Source organism: Acetatifactor aquisgranensis, from assembly GCF_943193215.1.
GTDB classification, from domain to species: Bacteria; Bacillota; Clostridia; order Lachnospirales; family Lachnospiraceae; genus Acetatifactor; species Acetatifactor aquisgranensis.
This window is the reverse complement of record NZ_CALPDH010000012.1, coordinates 123,920-140,106: the sequence shown is the minus strand read 5'-3', so window position 1 is coordinate 140,106 and position 16,187 is coordinate 123,920. Positions and strand designations below refer to the sequence as shown.

At 53.8% G+C, this 16,187-nt stretch carries 15 protein-coding genes and 1 riboswitch; of the genes, 3 read left to right on the top strand and 12 right to left on the bottom strand.

Features of this window, described 5'->3' with window-relative positions; genetic code table 11:
- Positions 1-60: 60 nt before the first annotated feature.
- From NFS35_RS12245 to NFS35_RS12230, 4 genes are all read right to left on the bottom strand, one after another.
- Positions 61-1,704, bottom strand: a complete 1,644-nt coding sequence (locus NFS35_RS12245) for a class I SAM-dependent RNA methyltransferase (protein ID WP_251207410.1) — start codon at positions 1,702-1,704, stop codon at positions 61-63.
- 4 nt (positions 1,705-1,708) lie between these two features.
- Positions 1,709-1,987 (bottom strand): hypothetical protein, encoded by a 279-nt coding sequence (locus NFS35_RS12240; protein ID WP_251207409.1) that lies wholly within the window; start codon positions 1,985-1,987, stop codon positions 1,709-1,711.
- A 100-nt stretch (positions 1,988-2,087) separates the two neighbouring features.
- Entirely contained in the window at positions 2,088-4,469 is a 2,382-nt protein-coding gene (locus NFS35_RS12235; protein WP_251207408.1) for an ATP-dependent helicase, read from the bottom strand.
- 164 nt (positions 4,470-4,633) lie between these two features.
- Positions 4,634-5,992, bottom strand: coding sequence for an SPFH domain-containing protein (locus NFS35_RS12230; protein ID WP_251207407.1), 1,359 nt, complete (start codon positions 5,990-5,992; stop codon positions 4,634-4,636).
- A 180-nt stretch (positions 5,993-6,172) separates the two neighbouring features.
- Between NFS35_RS12230 and NFS35_RS12225 the strand changes: the two genes are divergently transcribed.
- The gene (locus tag NFS35_RS12225) at positions 6,173-6,661 is read left to right on the top strand and encodes a helix-turn-helix domain-containing protein (RefSeq protein ID WP_251207406.1); all 489 of its coding nucleotides are present in this window, start codon (positions 6,173-6,175) and stop codon (positions 6,659-6,661) included.
- Between the two features lie 67 nt (positions 6,662-6,728).
- Here the strand turns inward: NFS35_RS12225 and NFS35_RS12220 are convergent, their stop codons facing one another.
- Positions 6,729-7,751: an ABC transporter substrate-binding protein gene (locus NFS35_RS12220; RefSeq protein ID WP_251207405.1), complete on the bottom strand. Its 1,023-nt coding sequence runs from the start codon at positions 7,749-7,751 to the stop codon at positions 6,729-6,731.
- A gap of 52 nt (positions 7,752-7,803) precedes the next feature.
- Entirely contained in the window at positions 7,804-8,457 is a 654-nt protein-coding gene (locus tag NFS35_RS12215) for a DUF1836 domain-containing protein (protein ID WP_251207404.1), read from the bottom strand.
- A 206-nt stretch (positions 8,458-8,663) separates the two neighbouring features.
- Between NFS35_RS12215 and NFS35_RS12210 the strand changes: the two genes are divergently transcribed.
- The gene (locus NFS35_RS12210; RefSeq protein WP_251207403.1) at positions 8,664-8,987 is read left to right on the top strand and encodes a YerC/YecD family TrpR-related protein; all 324 of its coding nucleotides are present in this window, start codon (positions 8,664-8,666) and stop codon (positions 8,985-8,987) included.
- Between the two features lie 95 nt (positions 8,988-9,082).
- Here NFS35_RS12210 and NFS35_RS12205 read toward each other — a convergent pair whose 3' ends face one another.
- The 3 genes from NFS35_RS12205 to hisA all read right to left on the bottom strand — a co-directional run bounded on the left by NFS35_RS12205 (position 9,083) and on the right by hisA (position 11,242).
- A complete protein-coding gene (locus NFS35_RS12205) occupies positions 9,083-9,541 on the bottom strand; it encodes a bactofilin family protein (protein ID WP_251207402.1) in 459 nt (152 codons plus the stop codon).
- Between the two features lie 21 nt (positions 9,542-9,562).
- Positions 9,563-10,303, bottom strand: a complete 741-nt coding sequence (locus NFS35_RS12200; protein WP_251207401.1) for a murein hydrolase activator EnvC family protein — start codon at positions 10,301-10,303, stop codon at positions 9,563-9,565.
- A gap of 159 nt (positions 10,304-10,462) precedes the next feature.
- Positions 10,463-11,242 (bottom strand): phosphoribosylformimino-5-aminoimidazole carboxamide ribotide isomerase, encoded by a 780-nt coding sequence (gene hisA / locus NFS35_RS12195; protein ID WP_251207400.1) that lies wholly within the window; start codon positions 11,240-11,242, stop codon positions 10,463-10,465.
- 212 nt (positions 11,243-11,454) lie between these two features.
- On the opposite strand from hisA, the gene NFS35_RS12190 reads away from it, so the two are divergent.
- The gene (locus NFS35_RS12190; protein ID WP_251207399.1) at positions 11,455-11,991 is read left to right on the top strand and encodes a hypothetical protein; all 537 of its coding nucleotides are present in this window, start codon (positions 11,455-11,457) and stop codon (positions 11,989-11,991) included.
- A gap of 80 nt (positions 11,992-12,071) precedes the next feature.
- Here the strand turns inward: NFS35_RS12190 and NFS35_RS12185 are convergent, their stop codons facing one another.
- The 3 genes from NFS35_RS12185 to dapA all read right to left on the bottom strand — a co-directional run bounded on the left by NFS35_RS12185 (position 12,072) and on the right by dapA (position 15,881).
- Entirely contained in the window at positions 12,072-14,021 is a 1,950-nt protein-coding gene (locus NFS35_RS12185; protein ID WP_251207398.1) for a fructose-1,6-bisphosphatase, read from the bottom strand.
- A 55-nt stretch (positions 14,022-14,076) separates the two neighbouring features.
- Positions 14,077-14,841 (bottom strand): 4-hydroxy-tetrahydrodipicolinate reductase, encoded by a 765-nt coding sequence (gene dapB / locus NFS35_RS12180; protein WP_251207397.1) that lies wholly within the window; start codon positions 14,839-14,841, stop codon positions 14,077-14,079.
- 155 nt (positions 14,842-14,996) lie between these two features.
- The gene (gene dapA, locus NFS35_RS12175) at positions 14,997-15,881 is read right to left on the bottom strand and encodes a 4-hydroxy-tetrahydrodipicolinate synthase (RefSeq protein WP_251207396.1); all 885 of its coding nucleotides are present in this window, start codon (positions 15,879-15,881) and stop codon (positions 14,997-14,999) included.
- 86 nt (positions 15,882-15,967) lie between these two features.
- Positions 15,968-16,144: riboswitch (Lysine riboswitch) on the bottom strand.
- Positions 16,145-16,187: the final 43 nt, after the last annotated feature.

The following is a 16,187-nucleotide window of genomic DNA, read 5'->3' as shown; positions in this document are numbered from 1 at the left end:
AGATATCTCCAGGCAAAATAATAGTCTTTTCATGTCTAAGCCCCGGGCCGGGTTCTTCGTTCACTCGGCCATTCCTCCGGTTTTCCGATTGCTCAGGAGGCACACAGTCTCTATATTGGCTGTCCAGGGGAACTGATCCACCGCCACGGCCCTCTCCACCGCATAACCCTGCTCCAGAAAAACCTCCAAATCCCGCACAAGGCTGGTAGGCTTACAGGATATGTACAAAATCCTGTCCACGCCATAGGAAATAATCTTCCGCAATGCCCTGGGATGTATCCCGTCCCTGGGCGGATCCAGCACGATGAAATCCGGCTTCTCCCGGATATCATCCAGGACTTTCAGCACATCCCCGGCCAGGAATTCACAATTGTCCAGCCCGTTGGCCTTCGCATTCTTCCGCGCAGCCTCCACAGCCTCCTCCACAATCTCCACTCCGATCACTTTCCCCGCCACAGAGGCCATCAGCTGGGCAATGGTGCCCGTACCGCTGTAGAGATCGTACACCACCTTGTCCGGCGCACCGTCCGGACGGCTGCTGCCCAGGTCTCCGATATATGTCCTGGCTGTCTCGTACAGCACCTCCGCCCCATAGGAATTAGTCTGGAAAAACGAAAAAACGGAAACCTTGAAACGCAGTCCCAGAATCTCTTCATAAAAGAAATCCTGCCCATAGAGCACATCCGTGCGGTCGCTCTGCACCACATCCGCCTGGGAATCATTGACAATATGCAGAATCCCCGCAAAACGGCCTTTCAGCCTGCCCTCCCGCTCCAATTCCAGCAAGATGTCCCCAAAGCCCTCTATCATCCGCTGTTCCGCATCTGTTTTCCCCGGCTGGACCTGTATCTGCCGTCCGGCACTTCTCCCGCCGTCAGCTTTTTCCGCAGACAGAATACCGGCCACATCTCCATCCGCGGCACAGCTCTCCGATTCTCCGCCTGCCTCAGATTCTTTCCAGACAGCAGCATCTTCGCCGCACGCTTCGGCCAAAGCAGCTTCACCAGTCCCACAAACGCCCCAGGGATTTTGGGACGTAGTCACCAATGCCACCAGAATCTCCCCTGTCCGTGAGGCTTTCCGCACCAGCAGATGCCGCAGATACCCCTCATGGCGCAGCCTGTGATAATAAGATATCCTGCCCGGTGCCGGATATCCCGCAAAATACTCCAGCGCCGTCCCCAATATCAACCTGTAATCCTCATCCACAATCCTGCAGTCATCTACGGTCACCACATCATAAAAACTGCCCCGCTTATGCATCCCCAGCGTCAGCGGGCCGTCCTTCACCTCATCCCCAAAGGAGAATTCCATCTTATTCCGATATCCGTAGGCCACCGGGCTCCCCTTGATGCCCTCCCAGCGCCACTCCCTCTCCTGCCTGTCCAGACAAGCGTCCAGCAGACGCTTCACCTGTCCCTCCTTCACCTTGAGCTGCTCCTCATAAGGCAAAGACAGATATGTGCAGCCTCCGCACATGCCAAAATGGGAACACGGACTGCCTGTCTCCAGAGGTGATTTTTCCATCACCTCCAGCAGACGGCCTTCCGCCCTCCCGTTTCTCACTTTACTGACGTTTAGCTTTATCCTCTGGCCGGGCAGGCTGTTCTTGACGATGACGGTGCCCTCCTGCGTGCGGGCTATGCCCTTGCAGGGGAAATCCACCCTTTCCACCGTGGCTTCATATACCTGTCCTTTTTTCATTTGCTCAGTTCTCTCCCTCGTCTACGAAGAAGTCCTCGTCATCCTCTTCTTCCTCGTCGTCCTCTTCATCCTCGAACTCATCTTCAAACTCGTCCTCGAAGTCGTCCAGATAGCGGGGATTCAGGTAACGGTAGACCGCATACGCAATGCCGGCCACTGCCGCGATGGCTCCCAGGACTGCCAGGATGCAGACCACCACGTTCCACTCCTTCTTCTCCTCTTCCTTCTTCCCAAGCAGTTCATTCAGCCTGGCGATATCAATCAAATTCTCAAGTTTGTTCATAAGATTACCTCCATCTCGGCAGATTGACTGCCCTTTATTCTTTGTATGTCTGAATCCAAATACACCCGCAACTTATTATATCATATTCATCAGAAAAATACTACAACCTTTTCAATTTTGCAAAAGATGCATACATAATTTTCTGTCCGGCCCTGTCGAAATCTACGGTCACCTTGTAGTCACGCGGCTCCCTGTCAATCTGCAGCACGCTCCCCTCGCCGTATTTTACATGTAAGACCCTGTCCCCCACGCCATAGGAAAGCGCCGCCGGAGCCTGATGGGGCACTCCCCTGGAAATGCCCGCCAGCTGGTTCAGGCTGCCGATTCCCTTTGCGATATAAGGCTTATCCGCCTTGGGGGTAACTTTCGGACGTATGATGGCCTTGGGACGGCCGAAAGCCGGCTGAGAACCTGTGCCGCTTCCGATACCGGCCCCACCGCCGTTTCCCATATTCCTTTTGCTCCTCTCCAGAAACGCGTCCGCATCCGCGATCACAAAGGCGTCCGATTCCTCTTTCCGGCTCTCCGTCCACCGCCTGGGCCCCGCTCCGTTGCTGTCTAAAAGTTCCTCCGGAATCTCCCCCACGAAACGGCTCACCGGATTGTACTGGGTCTCCCCCCTGATCATCCGCATCCTGGCGCAGGTCAGAATCAGCTCATCCATGGCCCTGGTGATGCCCACATAAGCCAGCCTGCGCTCCTCCTCCAAATCAGAGGGGTCTTCGGAGTTGATTGTCAGATATCCCGGGAACAATCCGTCCTCCATACCTGCCAGATACACATTGGGGAATTCCAGCCCCTTGGCGGAATGCAGGGTCATCAGCAGTACCCTGTCGTCATCGCCGTCCACATTGTCGATGTCCGCCACCAGCGCCACTTCCTCCAGGAATTCCGCCAATGTGGGCTCCTCATGGCTTTCGGTGTAGTTCACTGCCTTTGTGATCAGTTCGTCCACATTGGCCAGCCTGTCATCTCCGCCCTCATCGTCGTAATCCGCAAGATATGCCTCGTACTCAATTTTTTCCACAATCATCCGTATCAGCTCGGCGATGGTCTTCTGGCCCCGCTCCCTGCGCAGGCTCTCTATCAGGCCCACGAAGGTCCGGATTTTAGAAGCCGCCTTGCCAAGGCTCATGATTTCGTCCGCTTTCTCCATGGCCGCGTAGAGCCCGATGCCCCGCATCCGGGCATAATCCTCCAACTTCTCCAAAGTGGCATTGCCGATGCCCCGCCTGGGCACATTCAGGATACGCCGCACCGCCACCTCGTCCCTTCCGCTCTCTATGGTCTTCAGATAGGCCAGGATGTCCTTGATTTCCATTCTGGAATAAAAGTTTGTACCTCCTACCACATTATATGGCACGCCCTCCATGATCATGCGTTCTTCCAGGAGGCGGGCCTGGGCATTGGTCCGGTACAGCACCGCGCAGTCCTTGTATTTCGCTCCCCGCTTCCCCACTCTGCGCGCCACGTCCTCCGCAATGAATTCCGCCTCCTCGTAAGCGGTGTCGAACTGCCGCAGGCACACCTTTTCCCCGTCTCCCCTTCCGGTCCACAGAGTCTTGGACTTCCGGCCTGTATTGTTGCTTATCACGGCGTTTGCGGCATTCAGGATGGACTGGGTGGAACGGTAGTTCTGCTCCAGCTTGATAGTCACCGCCTCGGGGAAATGCTCCTCAAAGTCCAGGATATTGCGGATATTGGCCCCTCTGAACTTGTAGATGGACTGATCGTCGTCTCCCACCACGCAGAGGTTCCGATATTTTTTCGCCAGCAGCCCTACCAGTTCGAACTGCGCCGTGTTGGTGTCCTGGTACTCGTCCACCATGATGTACTGGAAGCGCTCCTGATAAGCATCCAGCACCTCGGGGCAGCTTTTGAACAGCTCCACCGTCTTTACGATAATGTCGTCAAAATCCAGCGCATTGTTGGCCCGGAGAGTCTCCTGATACTCTCTGTAGGCTTTGGCATATATTTTTTTCATAAAATCATAATCCCCGGCGGCCTCCAGCTCATATTGGCTCACATCTATCAGCTCATTCTTGGCGGACGAGACCGCGCTGAGCAGAGACCGCTCCTTGTACATCTTCGGATCCAGGTTCAGCCGCTTGATCACGGCTTTCATCACCGTCTTTTGGTCGTCGCTGTCGTAGATAGTGAAGCTGTTGTCATAGCCCAGCCTGTCGATATGTCGGCGCAGGATGCGCACGCAGGCGGAGTGGAAAGTGGAGACCCATATCTGGTCCGAGCCGAAGCCCACCAGCTTGTCCACCCGCTCACGCATCTCTCCCGCCGCTTTGTTGGTAAAAGTAATCGCCAGAATATTCCAGGGCTTCACTCCCATCTCCTCTATGAGATAGGCGATTCTATGAGTCAGCACTCTCGTCTTTCCGCTGCCCGCACCCGCTATCACCAAAAGCGGCCCGTCCACCGTGGAAGCCGCCTGCTTCTGTTCCTTGTTCAGTGTATCCAGTAACCCCATCTTTACTCCCTCATTTTCATTCTATGCAGCATCCCCGCCGCCATCAAAGCGCCGGCGGCATCTGCCATGTGCACCGGCGGCGGGGTTTCGTATGGCAAAAAAAGCATGCCAGGCAAAAAAGGAACGCCGCCCAAAAGCAGCGTTCCCGAAGCCTTTTGAAGCATTTATATCCTGTCGTTCTCATTGAAGACATCTCCGCATTCCGGGCAGAATTTCGGGGGATGCGCAGGGTCTTCGGGCTCCCAGCCGCATTTGTCGCACCGATACAAAGGCGCGCCCTCCGGCTTCTTCGTGCCGCAGTTAGTGCAGAATTTCCCCTGATTCACCGTGCCGCAGCTGCAGGTCCAGCCTGCCTCCGAGGGCTTAGGGCTGCCGCATTCCATGCAGAACTTACCGCGGTTGTCGGTATGGCCGCATTTGCAGGTCCAGCCCAGCATCGGCGCACCGGCTCTGCCCCCCTGTCCCGCACCGTTTCCGGCCTGGCTCCCCGCAGCCTGCGCCGCCTGGTTCTGCGCCGCGCCCATGGCGAACAGGGAAGAGGCGTCCATGCCTCCGGCGGCGTTCGCCATATTCATGCCCGCGAACGCCATCATGGGGCCTGTAGCCGTGTTGGCGGCGGCAGCCCTCATGGCGTCCGCCTGTGCCCCTACCAGAGTGGCCGCGGCCATATTGGGATTGCGCATGACAGCGCTGCTCTGCAGATCGCTGATGCGCTTCGCCATGTCCTCCGGCATGGAGGGCGGGTTCATGGTCATGCTGACCACCACGATTCCCCGGGTCTTTTGCCACTTCACGGACAGCTCGGCATTCACCGCATCCACCAGCTCCGTCACATGGCTGGGAATATCCGATACGCGCACCCGCAGGCTGCTGACCTTGCCCAGCGCGGGCTGCATGGCCGTCATCAGCTCCGCTTTCATCTGATTCTGAATCTCGCCCCGGCTGTAGGTATCGGACACGTTTCCGCACACATTCTGGTAGAACAGCAGCGGATCCGCTATCCGGAAAGAATAGGAACCGTTGCACCGTATGCTCACATCCATGTCCAGGCCGATATTGTCATCTATGTAACGGAACGGAATCGGCGTGGCCGTGCCGTACAGATTGTTCATAATCTCTTTGGTATTGAAGAAATAGACCCTCTGATCCTTGGCGGCTGCGCCGCCAAAGCTGAACCTTTTCCCAAGGGTCTTGAAAGTCTCTTTCAGATTCTCCCCCAGATTCCCATAGAACAGGCTGGGCTCCGTGGAATTGTCGTAGACGAATTCACCGGCCTCCGCGCAGAACTCCGCAATGCCTCCCTGCTCCACTATCATCATGCACTGCCCCTCGTTGACAGCGATGACGGAGCCGTTGGAAATGACGTTGTCCATTCCCTTATTGCTGTTACGGCCTCCGCTTGCGCGCCTCCGCCCCTTGGCCGCCAATATGTCGTTCGAGAGGGCGTCACAATAAAAATACTCCCTCCACTGATCCGCCAGCATAGAGCTGACCGCGTCCTTTGCCGCTTTTATCAAGCCCATTGTCCCATCCTCCGCCTTTCTGTTGATTTCATTCCTTGCGCTTCATATTCTGATTTCTATTTTAGCAAATTTTCTGTATTCCCTCAACCGCTTTTGTGAAATAATCTTTACAAATTAGTCTTTTTAGAATAAACTAAAGGAATATATATTTTATCATATCACAGAAAGAAGAGACTTGACATGGGTAAAAAAGCTACGAAAGCCGCCGATAATATGTATTACCTCGCACGTTCCGAGGCAGCCCGGACGAATTCTGATTTTTCCAGCCGGGAAAAGGCCGCTGAGCTCACGGGAATCGACCGCACCAGGCTGGCCCGCATCGAGCTGGACACCATCGCCCCCTATCCGGAGGAAGTAAAGGCTATGGCGGAGGCCTACAATATGCCGGAACTGTGCAACTCCTACTGCGCCAGGGAATGCCCCATCGGCCGCACCAGCGTGTCGGAAGTCACCATTGACGATTTTGACAGGCTGGCGCTGAAAGTCCTGGGTTCTTTGAAAGATATCGATTCCCTGCGGGCCTCCCTGATTGCCATCTCCGAGGACGGAGTCATCGAAGAAAAGGAACGCCCTGCCTTTCAGGATATCCTGGACTCTCTCCAGAAAATCAGCAATAACGCCAACGCGCTGAGGCTCTGGGCCATGAAGAATATCCGCCTGAAGCAATGAGGCGCAGAAAGCGCCTTTCCGCACCTTACTTCCCGGAAAAGCGCCTTTGTTCTTCCTATGCTCTCTGCTATTCCGCTGCCTTTTGGGCAAAGCCCCTGGTCACCAGGTCCCCATAGGGCACCTGCTCCTCCAGCACTCCCGCATCCTTCAGGATATTCTGAAGCAGAGAAAAGGCATCCTCTTCAAAAATCAGATTCTCTTTCCAGGTATTCTGCTGATGATAGCGGCTCACGATGGTAGTGAGGGTCTCCATGTCCGTCTCGGGGAACTGTGGCGCGATTGCCTTTGCGATTTCCTCCGGCGTATGGCTCTGGACGTAATCCATGCCTTTCTGCAGGGCATCCGTGAATGCCTGGACAGTGTCTTTGTTCTTTTCCAGATAGCTCTTCTTAGCGGAGAATGAGGTGTACGGCACATAGCCGGAATCCTCGCCCAGGGAGGCTACCACGTAGCCCTCGCCCTTTTCCTCGAGGGATGTGGCATGAGGCTCGAATTCCACGGTGAAATCCCCCTGCCCGCCCGAAAACGCCGCGGCGGTGGATCCGAAGTCAATGCTCTGGTCAATGTTCACCTCCGTGGCCGGGTCGATTCCGTTCTTCTCCAGGATATACTCGAACACCATCTCCGGCATGCCGCCGGCCCTGCCGCCCAGCACGTCTTTGCCTTTCAGCATATCCCAGGAAAAGTCCTCTATGGGCTCCCTTGACACCAGGAAATTGCCCGCCCGTTGGGTCAGCTGGGCAAAATTCACCACATAGTCCTCGGTGCCGCCCGCGTAAGTATATATGGTGCTCTCGCTGCCCATGAAGCCGATGTCCGCCTCATCCGTCAGTACCGCCGTCATGGTCTTGTCGGCCCCGAAGCCGGTCACCAGCTCCAGTTCGATTCCCGCCTCCTCGAAATAGCCCTCCTCTATAGCCACGTACATGGGCGCGTAAAAGATGGAATGGGCCACCTCATTGAGCACTACTTTCGTCTTGCTATTCTTCGCCGCCTCTCCGCCGCCCGCGCCGCAGCCGGCAGTGACCGCCGCTGCCGTCAGTACGGCCAGGCAGGCAGCCCCTGCCTTTTTTATGGATAACCTCCTCATAGCTACCTCCATATATTTGATAAGGTATCATATGAGGAAAGGCCTGTCCCTGTTACACTTTTTTTGCCTCTTCCGACTTGGCCTTATGGGCTTTCTTCTTCCCCGGCTCCTGTCCGCCGGCCCCCAGCTCGTCTATCATCTTTTCAATCATCAGCTTTTTCATATATACGTCAAAACCCAGCGTGCAGATAAAGGCGAACTTATGGAGGAACTCCATGTCCTCCTGGGGGGCGCCCTGAAAGGCTTCCTGGGAAACCCGGAACTTCTCCTCCACGTCCGCCTTCATGGACTGAAGCATCTTGTCCTCCATGCCGAAAGCCTCCCTGTAGATGGCCTCCATATCATATGCCTGTCCGTTCTGGAAATAATGCTCCGTGATAGGCTTCAAAAGCGTCTGTATGTCATTGATGGAAAGGATTCCCTTGTAATAATAGATGAATACCAGCAGCATCACATGCTCTCTGGAATATTTCTTCTTCACAGGAGGAGGCAGCAAATCGCTCTTCGCATAGTTGTTGATCATGGTCTTGGTCAGTATCTTGTCCTCGCCGGGATATCTGGCAGCCGACTGCAGATGGCTGTCCATGAACGTGGTGACCTGGTCCATATACAAATCAATGTTCGGGATATCCTCCGGGCTGATATATTTCACCCTGTCCAGACTTTCAAGTATGCTGTTCAATAAGTTATCATTATCAATCGTCATATCCGTCCCCTCTCTTGTGTTCTACAACAGAAAGCAAGGTCAGATTTCCGTTGTCCAAGTTTTCTTGTCTAAGATTGATTATATAGTATTCATTACTACATGACAACATTTTGTTTCAAAAAATTTCTTAAAGTTTTCCGCCTTTACTTTAAAACTTTAATATGGTAAAATGATAAACATCACAATGCAATCAAGAGGTACTTAACATGAACAAAAAAGTAAAAAGCGACGCCGTGGATTTCCTGTTCGATGCCATTCTCTGTCTGGAGAACAGAGAGGAATGCTACAGTTTCTTCGAGGATCTGTGCACGGTCAATGAGCTGCTCTCCATCTCACAGCGGTTCGAGGTGGCCGCCATGCTCAAGAACCATAACACATATCTGGAAATTGCCGAGAAGACCGGGGCCTCCACCGCCACCATCAGCCGTGTGAACAGATCCCTGAACTATGGAAACGACGGTTATGAGACAGTATTTAAACGCCTGCGCCGGAAAAAATCCCTTGGGGATTCCGAAGTTCCACAGGCATAAGATAGACAGACGAAAAAGCAGGCATGTCAGAAACGGCATCCCTGCTTTTTTATGTATATTACAGCTTCATCTTACAATTGCATCCTGCCGGCTGCTTAAGATTGGCTTCCCTCTTCCCCGGAACCTGACTCTATATTGTTCAGGGCCTCCGCAACGGCTGACCTGGCTTCCTTCTGCATCCCCTTCAGCTCCCTGCGGTTCGGCTTGGGCCGCTTGCTGGCATCCTGGTTCATGTTGCAGTTGCCCTGGAAGATTGCCTGCTCGTCAATCACAAGGCCGTTTGTGGTAATATCGCCGATGACTCTGGCCGTGGATGTGAGTTCCACTTTCTCCGGCACATTCAGATTGCCGTACACCTCTCCGCCGATGATGACCTTCTGCGAATTGATATCGCCATTGATGCAGCCCGAAACCCCCACGATCACGGTATCGGTCACCGTCACGTTGCCATTCACTGTGCCATCGATCCGGATGGCTCCCTCGGCCTTAAAATCGCCGTCGCATACCGCGTTCATTCCGATAATGGTTGAAATCTGTGTCTCGCTTTTCCTCATTTTCCCTTCCTCCGCTTTTCATCAGCCGCTGATTTCCAGTATTTCCATGGGACTGATATACGCACCATCCCGTGTCACCTGATACCCCAGCTTGCCTCCCTCGCCCGTAATCACGAACAAAGTAGCTCCCTGTGTGACTGTTTCTCCCTGCTTTACCTTTACTTCTCCCGCGCTTCTGTAAATCGTGGTATAGCCATTGCCGTGATCCACCCATACATTGTTCCCATACTCGGGATCTTCATTGACTACGATGACAGAACCGCTGGCAGCGGCCACCACCATAGAACCCTCGGAAGCCGTAAAGATACAGATAGGATTGCCATTCTCCTCTGCAGTTTCCTCCATGCTGGCCTTTCCCGTCAGCGGAAATTCCGTAGGCATGGTCTGTTTCTCCAGTTGCTCGGACAGTTGGGTCTCCGTCTGCGTCTTCTGGGTCACGGTCTCACTGAGAATCCCTATCTTTACATTCAGGTCATCTATCTCACCGTTCAGATCGGCTATCTGTCCCTCCAGCTCGGCTTTTTCCTGCTCCAGAGCCGCAATCGCCTCGTTCTCCGATTCCGTCTGTTGAAGCTCACCGGCCCACACATCCCTCTCATACAAAAAGAATCCGATCAGCGCGCCGATAATCACGCACTGAACCAGGATAACTGTCTGCAGAATCCAGGGTCGGACCCGAAACTGTCTCACTTTGCTGTCCGTTGCATCGGATGTAACAATCACCACATGGTTATTCTTGCGCTTATGTCCCTTACGTACCATAAAAGTCACCTCCAAATAACCTTTTAGTATTTTACCATAAACAGAGAAACACTTCAACGATAACGGCAGCTTTTTGTTATATTCTCACAAACAAAAAAACCTATTTTATGCATAAAAACATAAATAAAGGCTTTTTTGCGCGCATTTTCCACAATCATCTCAATCTTTCTTGCACATTTCCGACACTTTTTTCCAGGAAAGCGTACCGCCGAACAAATCCAACGCGCTCCCGATCGTGACGTTCAGGCGGTTCTTTCCCAGCTTTTTCAGCAGCTCCAGATCCTCATAGCTGTGCACGCCGCCCGCGTAGGTCATGGCATTTCCCCCCCAGTTGCCTAAAAAAAGGGCCAGTTCCTCCTCGATTCCCCGGGATTTCCCCTCCACGTCCACGGCGTGTATCAGGAACTCGTCACAGTATCCCGAGAGCCGCTCCAGCAGCGCCTCCTCCACCTTCTCCTCCGTCATCTTCTGCCATCTGTCTGTGACTACATAATAGTCTTCTTTCTTTTTTCTGCAGCTTAAGTCCAGCACCAGCCTTTTACTTCCCACTGCATCCCTCATACGCTCCAGCCTGTCGTAATCAATCTGTCCGTCCCGGAACACATAAGAGGTGACTATGACATGGGAGGCGCCTGCCTTCAGGAAATCCGCCGCGTTTTCCGGGGTGATGCCGCCTCCCGCCTGCAGGCCGCCCGGATAGGCCGCCAGCGCCTGCAGCGCCTGGTTCTTCGTAGCGGCATATTGGCCGCTGTCTTTTGCGTTCAGCAATATCACATGCCCGCCCCTGAGTCCGGCATCCCGGTAAAGCTCCGCGTAATACGCCGCCCCCCGCTCTGCCACAAAGTTCTCCTTGGCCGCGTCCCCGGCATCCCGCAGGCTCCCGCCTACAATCTGCTTGACGCTGCCGTTATGGATATCTATGCATGGTCTGAATTCCATTCTAAAATTTACCTTTCCCAATTTATTCCTAATTTATTTTTTGCTGTATAAAATCAATCAGAAGTCACATACTAGTGCATATCAGCTGTCCCGCGCGGGATTCCACTGGCAGATTCTGCGCGGAACAAGTCTGATGTATTTTCTATCTACCAATAGGAATTGTCGGAAAATTGCAGACACTTCCATATTCACGTATCAGAATGGAGGAAACTATGAAAAAAGGAAAGAATTTTGCAGGAGCCAAAAAGCTTTTGGCATTAGGGCTGGTGCTGGCCTATGTGTGCATGGCTACCGCCTGCACCAACAATGACAAAAAAGGCAACAGCTCTGACAGCATGGCCGGGACCAGCACACAGGGTTCCGGCTCCAGCGCTGCCGGCAGCAGCACAGACGGCTCGGACAGCAACACGAACGGCAGCAATTCCAACGGAAATAATACCAACGGAAGCAATACCAACGGCTCGGACAGCAATGGCAATAACACCGGCGGCGCCACAAACGGAAACGACGATTCCCTGCTGGACGACGCGGGCGATGTCATCGACGACGCGGTGGATGATGTCACTGACGGCATCGACAATATCACGGATGACCTCACCGGCAACGACAACAATTCCACAAACGGCAGCGGCACCACTTCCGGCGGAAACGGCACCGCAGGCAGCACCACGAACGGTACCGGCGCAGGAAACGGCACCGCAGGCAGTACCACGAACGGTGCCGGCACTACCAGAGGCGCTGTAAGATAAGCAATTGTCTCAGGCGTCTGCCGATTGCGCAGACAGAATCTGCGTCAGGGCATGCGCCTGAGAATGCCTTTAGCGCTTACTTATTCTTCCCTGATCGCCCCATCCCGATACGCCTCCAGCAGCTCCTCCAGATAATAAATCTGTTCCCTGATTTCCTCTCCAACATCCGTATCCGCCACCATTTTTCTGTGGACATAAGTCTCCACATCGATGGAATGGGAAAACAGATCGGACTCATTCACGATGGCCGCATAAGAAGACTCAAAAGGCTCGTGGGCCACCAGCTGCATCCCCCTGGAATTACATACCAGCGTATATCCGGCTATGCCGGTCTTTTTCTGATAAGCTTTGGAAAAACCTCCGTCGATGATCAGCAGCCTGCCGCCGCATTTGATGGGGGACTCCCCATGTATCTGCTCCACGGGCACATGGCCGTTGACGATGTGGGCCTCCCTGTCCCGCAGGCCGAATTCCTTCAGGATTCGGTCCACGGTCTCTTCCTTTTCCAGCAGGGTATAATAACTGTTCTTGCGCTCCGCATGGGTCTCCTTTTCCTCTATGAAATATCGTTCAAAAGTAGCCATTTTATCCTTGCCGAACACAGGCGAACCTTTTCCGGCCCAGATATACCACATCATATCCTGTCCGGCGGCGCGCTCTGCCTCGTCCTTGGCATAATACCCTCTCCTGGCATAATATTCCAGAATATCATACAAGGCTTTACCGCTGTACTGTTTTCCGTAAATCTCCACGCTGGCAAAGCTTCCGTCCTCCTCCATGGGCATGCAGCCATGGTAGAGGAGGTTGCCGTTGTAGATTTTGTACAGGCCTCCCTTGGAATAGAGAAAGCGCACATGGCGCTGCAGCTTCTCGCAGTTCATGAAAGCCTGCTGCAGCCCTTTCATGACCTGCTCCTCCTCTTCCGTCAGGGCAAAGGGGGCACCGGGGTCTATGGTGGGAAAGTCCATGTCCCGCATGGCATATTCCTTTCCGCCGATGCGGATGGTTCCCCTTTCGTAATCGATTCTGTTCAGCAGCATTCGGTCCTCCATGCCAAACTCCGGATGGCGCCCTAGCAGCTGTCCCTCCAGCTTGAACTGCAGGATGGCTATGGCCTTGTGCATCCTGATGTCCACGTCCAGTGCCTTTCCGTTGCGGTTCTTGCCCGTCCGGATGACGAACACGCTGCAGTCCGTATTCTCATAGGCATCCATGGCGAAAGTGGCCAGAGGCAGCAAGTTGATGCCATAGCCGTCCTCCAATGTATCCAGGTTTCCATAGCGGGCCGCTATCCGGATCACGTTGGCGATGCAGGCCATGTGTCCGCTGGCCGCCCCCATCCATGACACATCGTGGTTCCCCCACTGTACGTCCACGGAATGGTAGCCGCACAGAATGTCCATGATGACATGGGGTCCGGGGCCTCTGTCATAGATGTCCCCCACGATGTGAAGATGGTCTATGACCAGGCGCTGTATCAGCTGGCTCAATGCTATGATGAACTGAGGAGCCCGCCCGATTCTGATGATGGTGTGGATGATTTCGTTGTAGTATGCCTCTTTGTCGTGAATCTCTTCTTTTTCCGTAATCAGCTCTTCAATGACATAGGCGAAATCTTTCGGCAGCGCCTTGCGTACCTTTGAGCGGGTATATTTTGAAGACACCCTCTTGATGATCTGCACCAGCCTGTGGAGGGAAATTTTGTACCAGTCCTCCAGATTATCCTCTTCCTTTTTGACGATTTCCAGCTTTTCCTCCGGGTAGTAAATCAATGTGGCCAGGCTCTTCTTATCCTTGCTGCTGATAGTGTTGCCGAATTCTTCATCGATTTTCTTGCGCACGGAGCCGGAGCCGTTTCTCAGCACATGGTTGAACTGCTCGTATTCTCCGTGGATATCCGTCAGGAAATGCTCCGTCCCCTTGGGCAGGTTCATGATCGACTGCAGATTGATGATCTCCGTAGAAGCTTCTGCAACGCTCCTGTACTGCTTTGCCAGAACTTTCAAGACCTGATTGTCTTTCTCCTTCATGTATGCTCCCTCATCTCCCCAAGTGCGCGGACCTATTCCCGCACCGATAAGCTCCTTACAGCGCCGCCTCGATCACATCGCTCATATCGTATCTGCCCGCAGGCTTTCCGGCCAGGAATTTCGCGGCCTGGACAGCTCCCTTGCCAAAGACGGCCTTGGAGTAGGCCCTGTGGGAAAAGGTGATGACTTCGTCCGGGCCGGCAAAAATGACATCATGATCCCCCACGATGGTGCCGCCTCTGACCGCGCTGATGCCGATCTCTTTCTCCGGGCGCCTCTCCCGCCTTACGCTCCTGTCGTAAGTATAGGAGTAAGTCCCATCTAACTCCTCATTGATGGCATCCGCAAGAGCGATGGCAGTCCCGCTGGGCGCGTCCACTTTCAGGTTATGATGCTTTTCCACGATTTCCATGTCGAAACCAGCGGGAGCCAGCACTCCTGCCGCATTCTTCAAAAGCTTCAAAAGCAGGTTTATCCCCAGGGACATATTGGCAGACCGAAGCAAGGCGATAGCCTTTGCCGCCTGGTCCGCTTTCTTCAGCTGCTCCTCACCGAGGCCTGTGGTGCAGAGCACACAGGGGAGCTTCTTCTCCACACAATAGTCCAGCATCCTGTCCACAGCCCCGGCCGTAGAGAAATCTACCAGACAGTCGGCCTCCACATCACACTCCCTGATATCCGTAAAAACCGGGTACGGGCTCTTTCCGTCGTCGAACACATCGATGCCTGCTACCAGCTTCGCATCCCCGTCCGCCTCCAGAAGTCCCCTGATGACCTGTCCCATTTTTCCATTGCAGCCGTGCATGATAATTCTTATCATAAGCCTTCCTCCTGTTCATGGCAATCATATCAGTACCGCATCCGCCTTCTCAATGTCATGCCCTGCAGATGCCGTTCCACCATTGTTCCTAAATGCGTCAAAAGGGCTCCCGCGTCGGAAATAAGCCCGACGAAGCAGCCCAGTCTAATTCAGGATTACAGTATCCCGTATGCCCGCATTGCCTTTTCCAGACGCTCTGTATTCGCGGGCTCCATCTCGCTCAAAGGCATGCGCAGCGCGCCGTCTATTATGCCCATCAGGCTGAGCGCTTTCTTTACCGGAATCGGGTTCACCTCACAGAACAGCGCATCGCACAGTTCCATGGCCTCCAGCTGCAGCCTGCAGCTTTCCTTCGCGTCGCCGTCCAGATATTTCTGACAGATTTCATGGGTCTGGGCAGGCGCTACGTTCGCCAGGACAGAAATCACGCCGATGCCGCCCAGGGACATGACAGGAACGATCTGGTTGTCATTTCCGGAGTAGATGTCTATCTTGCCGCCGGAGATGGCCGCCAGACGGGCTATCTGGCTGATATCGCCGCTGGCTTCCTTGACGCCCACGATGTTCTCCACATCGGTGCACAGTCGCAGAATCGTCTCCGGTGCGATATTGCAGCTGGTCCTGCTGGGCACATTGTAGAGCAGGACAGGAAGCTTCACCGAATCCGCCACCGCCTTGAAATGCGCGTACAGACCGTTCTGGGTAGCCTTGTTGTAATAAGGGCTCACCAGCAGTAGTCCGTCCACTCCGGACTTCTCCGCCTCCTTAGACAGATAGATAGCCGTATCCGTGCAGTTGGAACCAGTGCCGGCCACCACCGGGATGCGTCCCGCCACCACTTCCGCACAGTAACGGATGACCTCCAGATGCTCCTCATGGGTCAAAGTGGACGACTCGCCTGTGGTCCCGCAGACTATGATGGCATCCGTCCCCTTTGCAATCTGAAATTCCAGCAGCTTCGCAAACTGTTCATAATTCACTTCACCTTTGTCTGTCATGGGCGTAACAATAGCCACACCCGAGCCCTTAAAAATAGACATCTTTTCTCCTCCATCATTTTTCATTCCTCTATTGTAATGAAACAATCGCCGACACAAAAGCGCCGGCGAATGAATCCAATAGGATATGTACCGATAGCGCACCATCTCATGAACAGATGACAGTCATGCAGCTCTTAACTGCATGCCCAAGAGTCAATGAGCAGATCATCCCCTCTTTCGGCGTGTTCCCCTTTCCCTTTTCTTCCTCTGCGCCTGCCGCATCCGAAAAAGTACTCTTGAAAAACGCAACCTCTATCTTCTTACATTTATTTTTTATACACCAGAAAACCGGCTTCTCCAGTCTCC

Coding starts and splice junctions, on each gene's coding strand:
- NFS35_RS12245 (WP_251207410.1), bottom strand. CDS start 1,704: ATGAAAAAAGGACAGGTATATGAAGCCACGGTGGAAAGGGTGGATTTC.
- NFS35_RS12210 (WP_251207403.1), top strand. CDS start 8,664: ATGAACAAAAAAGTAAAAAGCGACGCCGTGGATTTCCTGTTCGATGCC.
- NFS35_RS12220 (WP_251207405.1), bottom strand. CDS start 7,751: ATGAGGAGGTTATCCATAAAAAAGGCAGGGGCTGCCTGCCTGGCCGTA.
- NFS35_RS12190 (WP_251207399.1), top strand. CDS start 11,455: ATGAAAAAAGGAAAGAATTTTGCAGGAGCCAAAAAGCTTTTGGCATTA.
- NFS35_RS12240 (WP_251207409.1), bottom strand. CDS start 1,987: ATGAACAAACTTGAGAATTTGATTGATATCGCCAGGCTGAATGAACTG.
- NFS35_RS12200 (WP_251207401.1), bottom strand. CDS start 10,303: ATGGTACGTAAGGGACATAAGCGCAAGAATAACCATGTGGTGATTGTT.
- NFS35_RS12185 (WP_251207398.1), bottom strand. CDS start 14,021: ATGAAGGAGAAAGACAATCAGGTCTTGAAAGTTCTGGCAAAGCAGTAC.
- NFS35_RS12235 (WP_251207408.1), bottom strand. CDS start 4,469: ATGGGGTTACTGGATACACTGAACAAGGAACAGAAGCAGGCGGCTTCC.
- NFS35_RS12205 (WP_251207402.1), bottom strand. CDS start 9,541: ATGAGGAAAAGCGAGACACAGATTTCAACCATTATCGGAATGAACGCG.
- NFS35_RS12230 (WP_251207407.1), bottom strand. CDS start 5,992: ATGGGCTTGATAAAAGCGGCAAAGGACGCGGTCAGCTCTATGCTGGCG.
- hisA (WP_251207400.1), bottom strand. CDS start 11,242: ATGGAATTCAGACCATGCATAGATATCCATAACGGCAGCGTCAAGCAG.
- NFS35_RS12215 (WP_251207404.1), bottom strand. CDS start 8,457: ATGACGATTGATAATGATAACTTATTGAACAGCATACTTGAAAGTCTG.
- dapA (WP_251207396.1), bottom strand. CDS start 15,881: ATGTCTATTTTTAAGGGCTCGGGTGTGGCTATTGTTACGCCCATGACA.
- dapB (WP_251207397.1), bottom strand. CDS start 14,841: ATGATAAGAATTATCATGCACGGCTGCAATGGAAAAATGGGACAGGTC.
- NFS35_RS12225 (WP_251207406.1), top strand. CDS start 6,173: ATGGGTAAAAAAGCTACGAAAGCCGCCGATAATATGTATTACCTCGCA.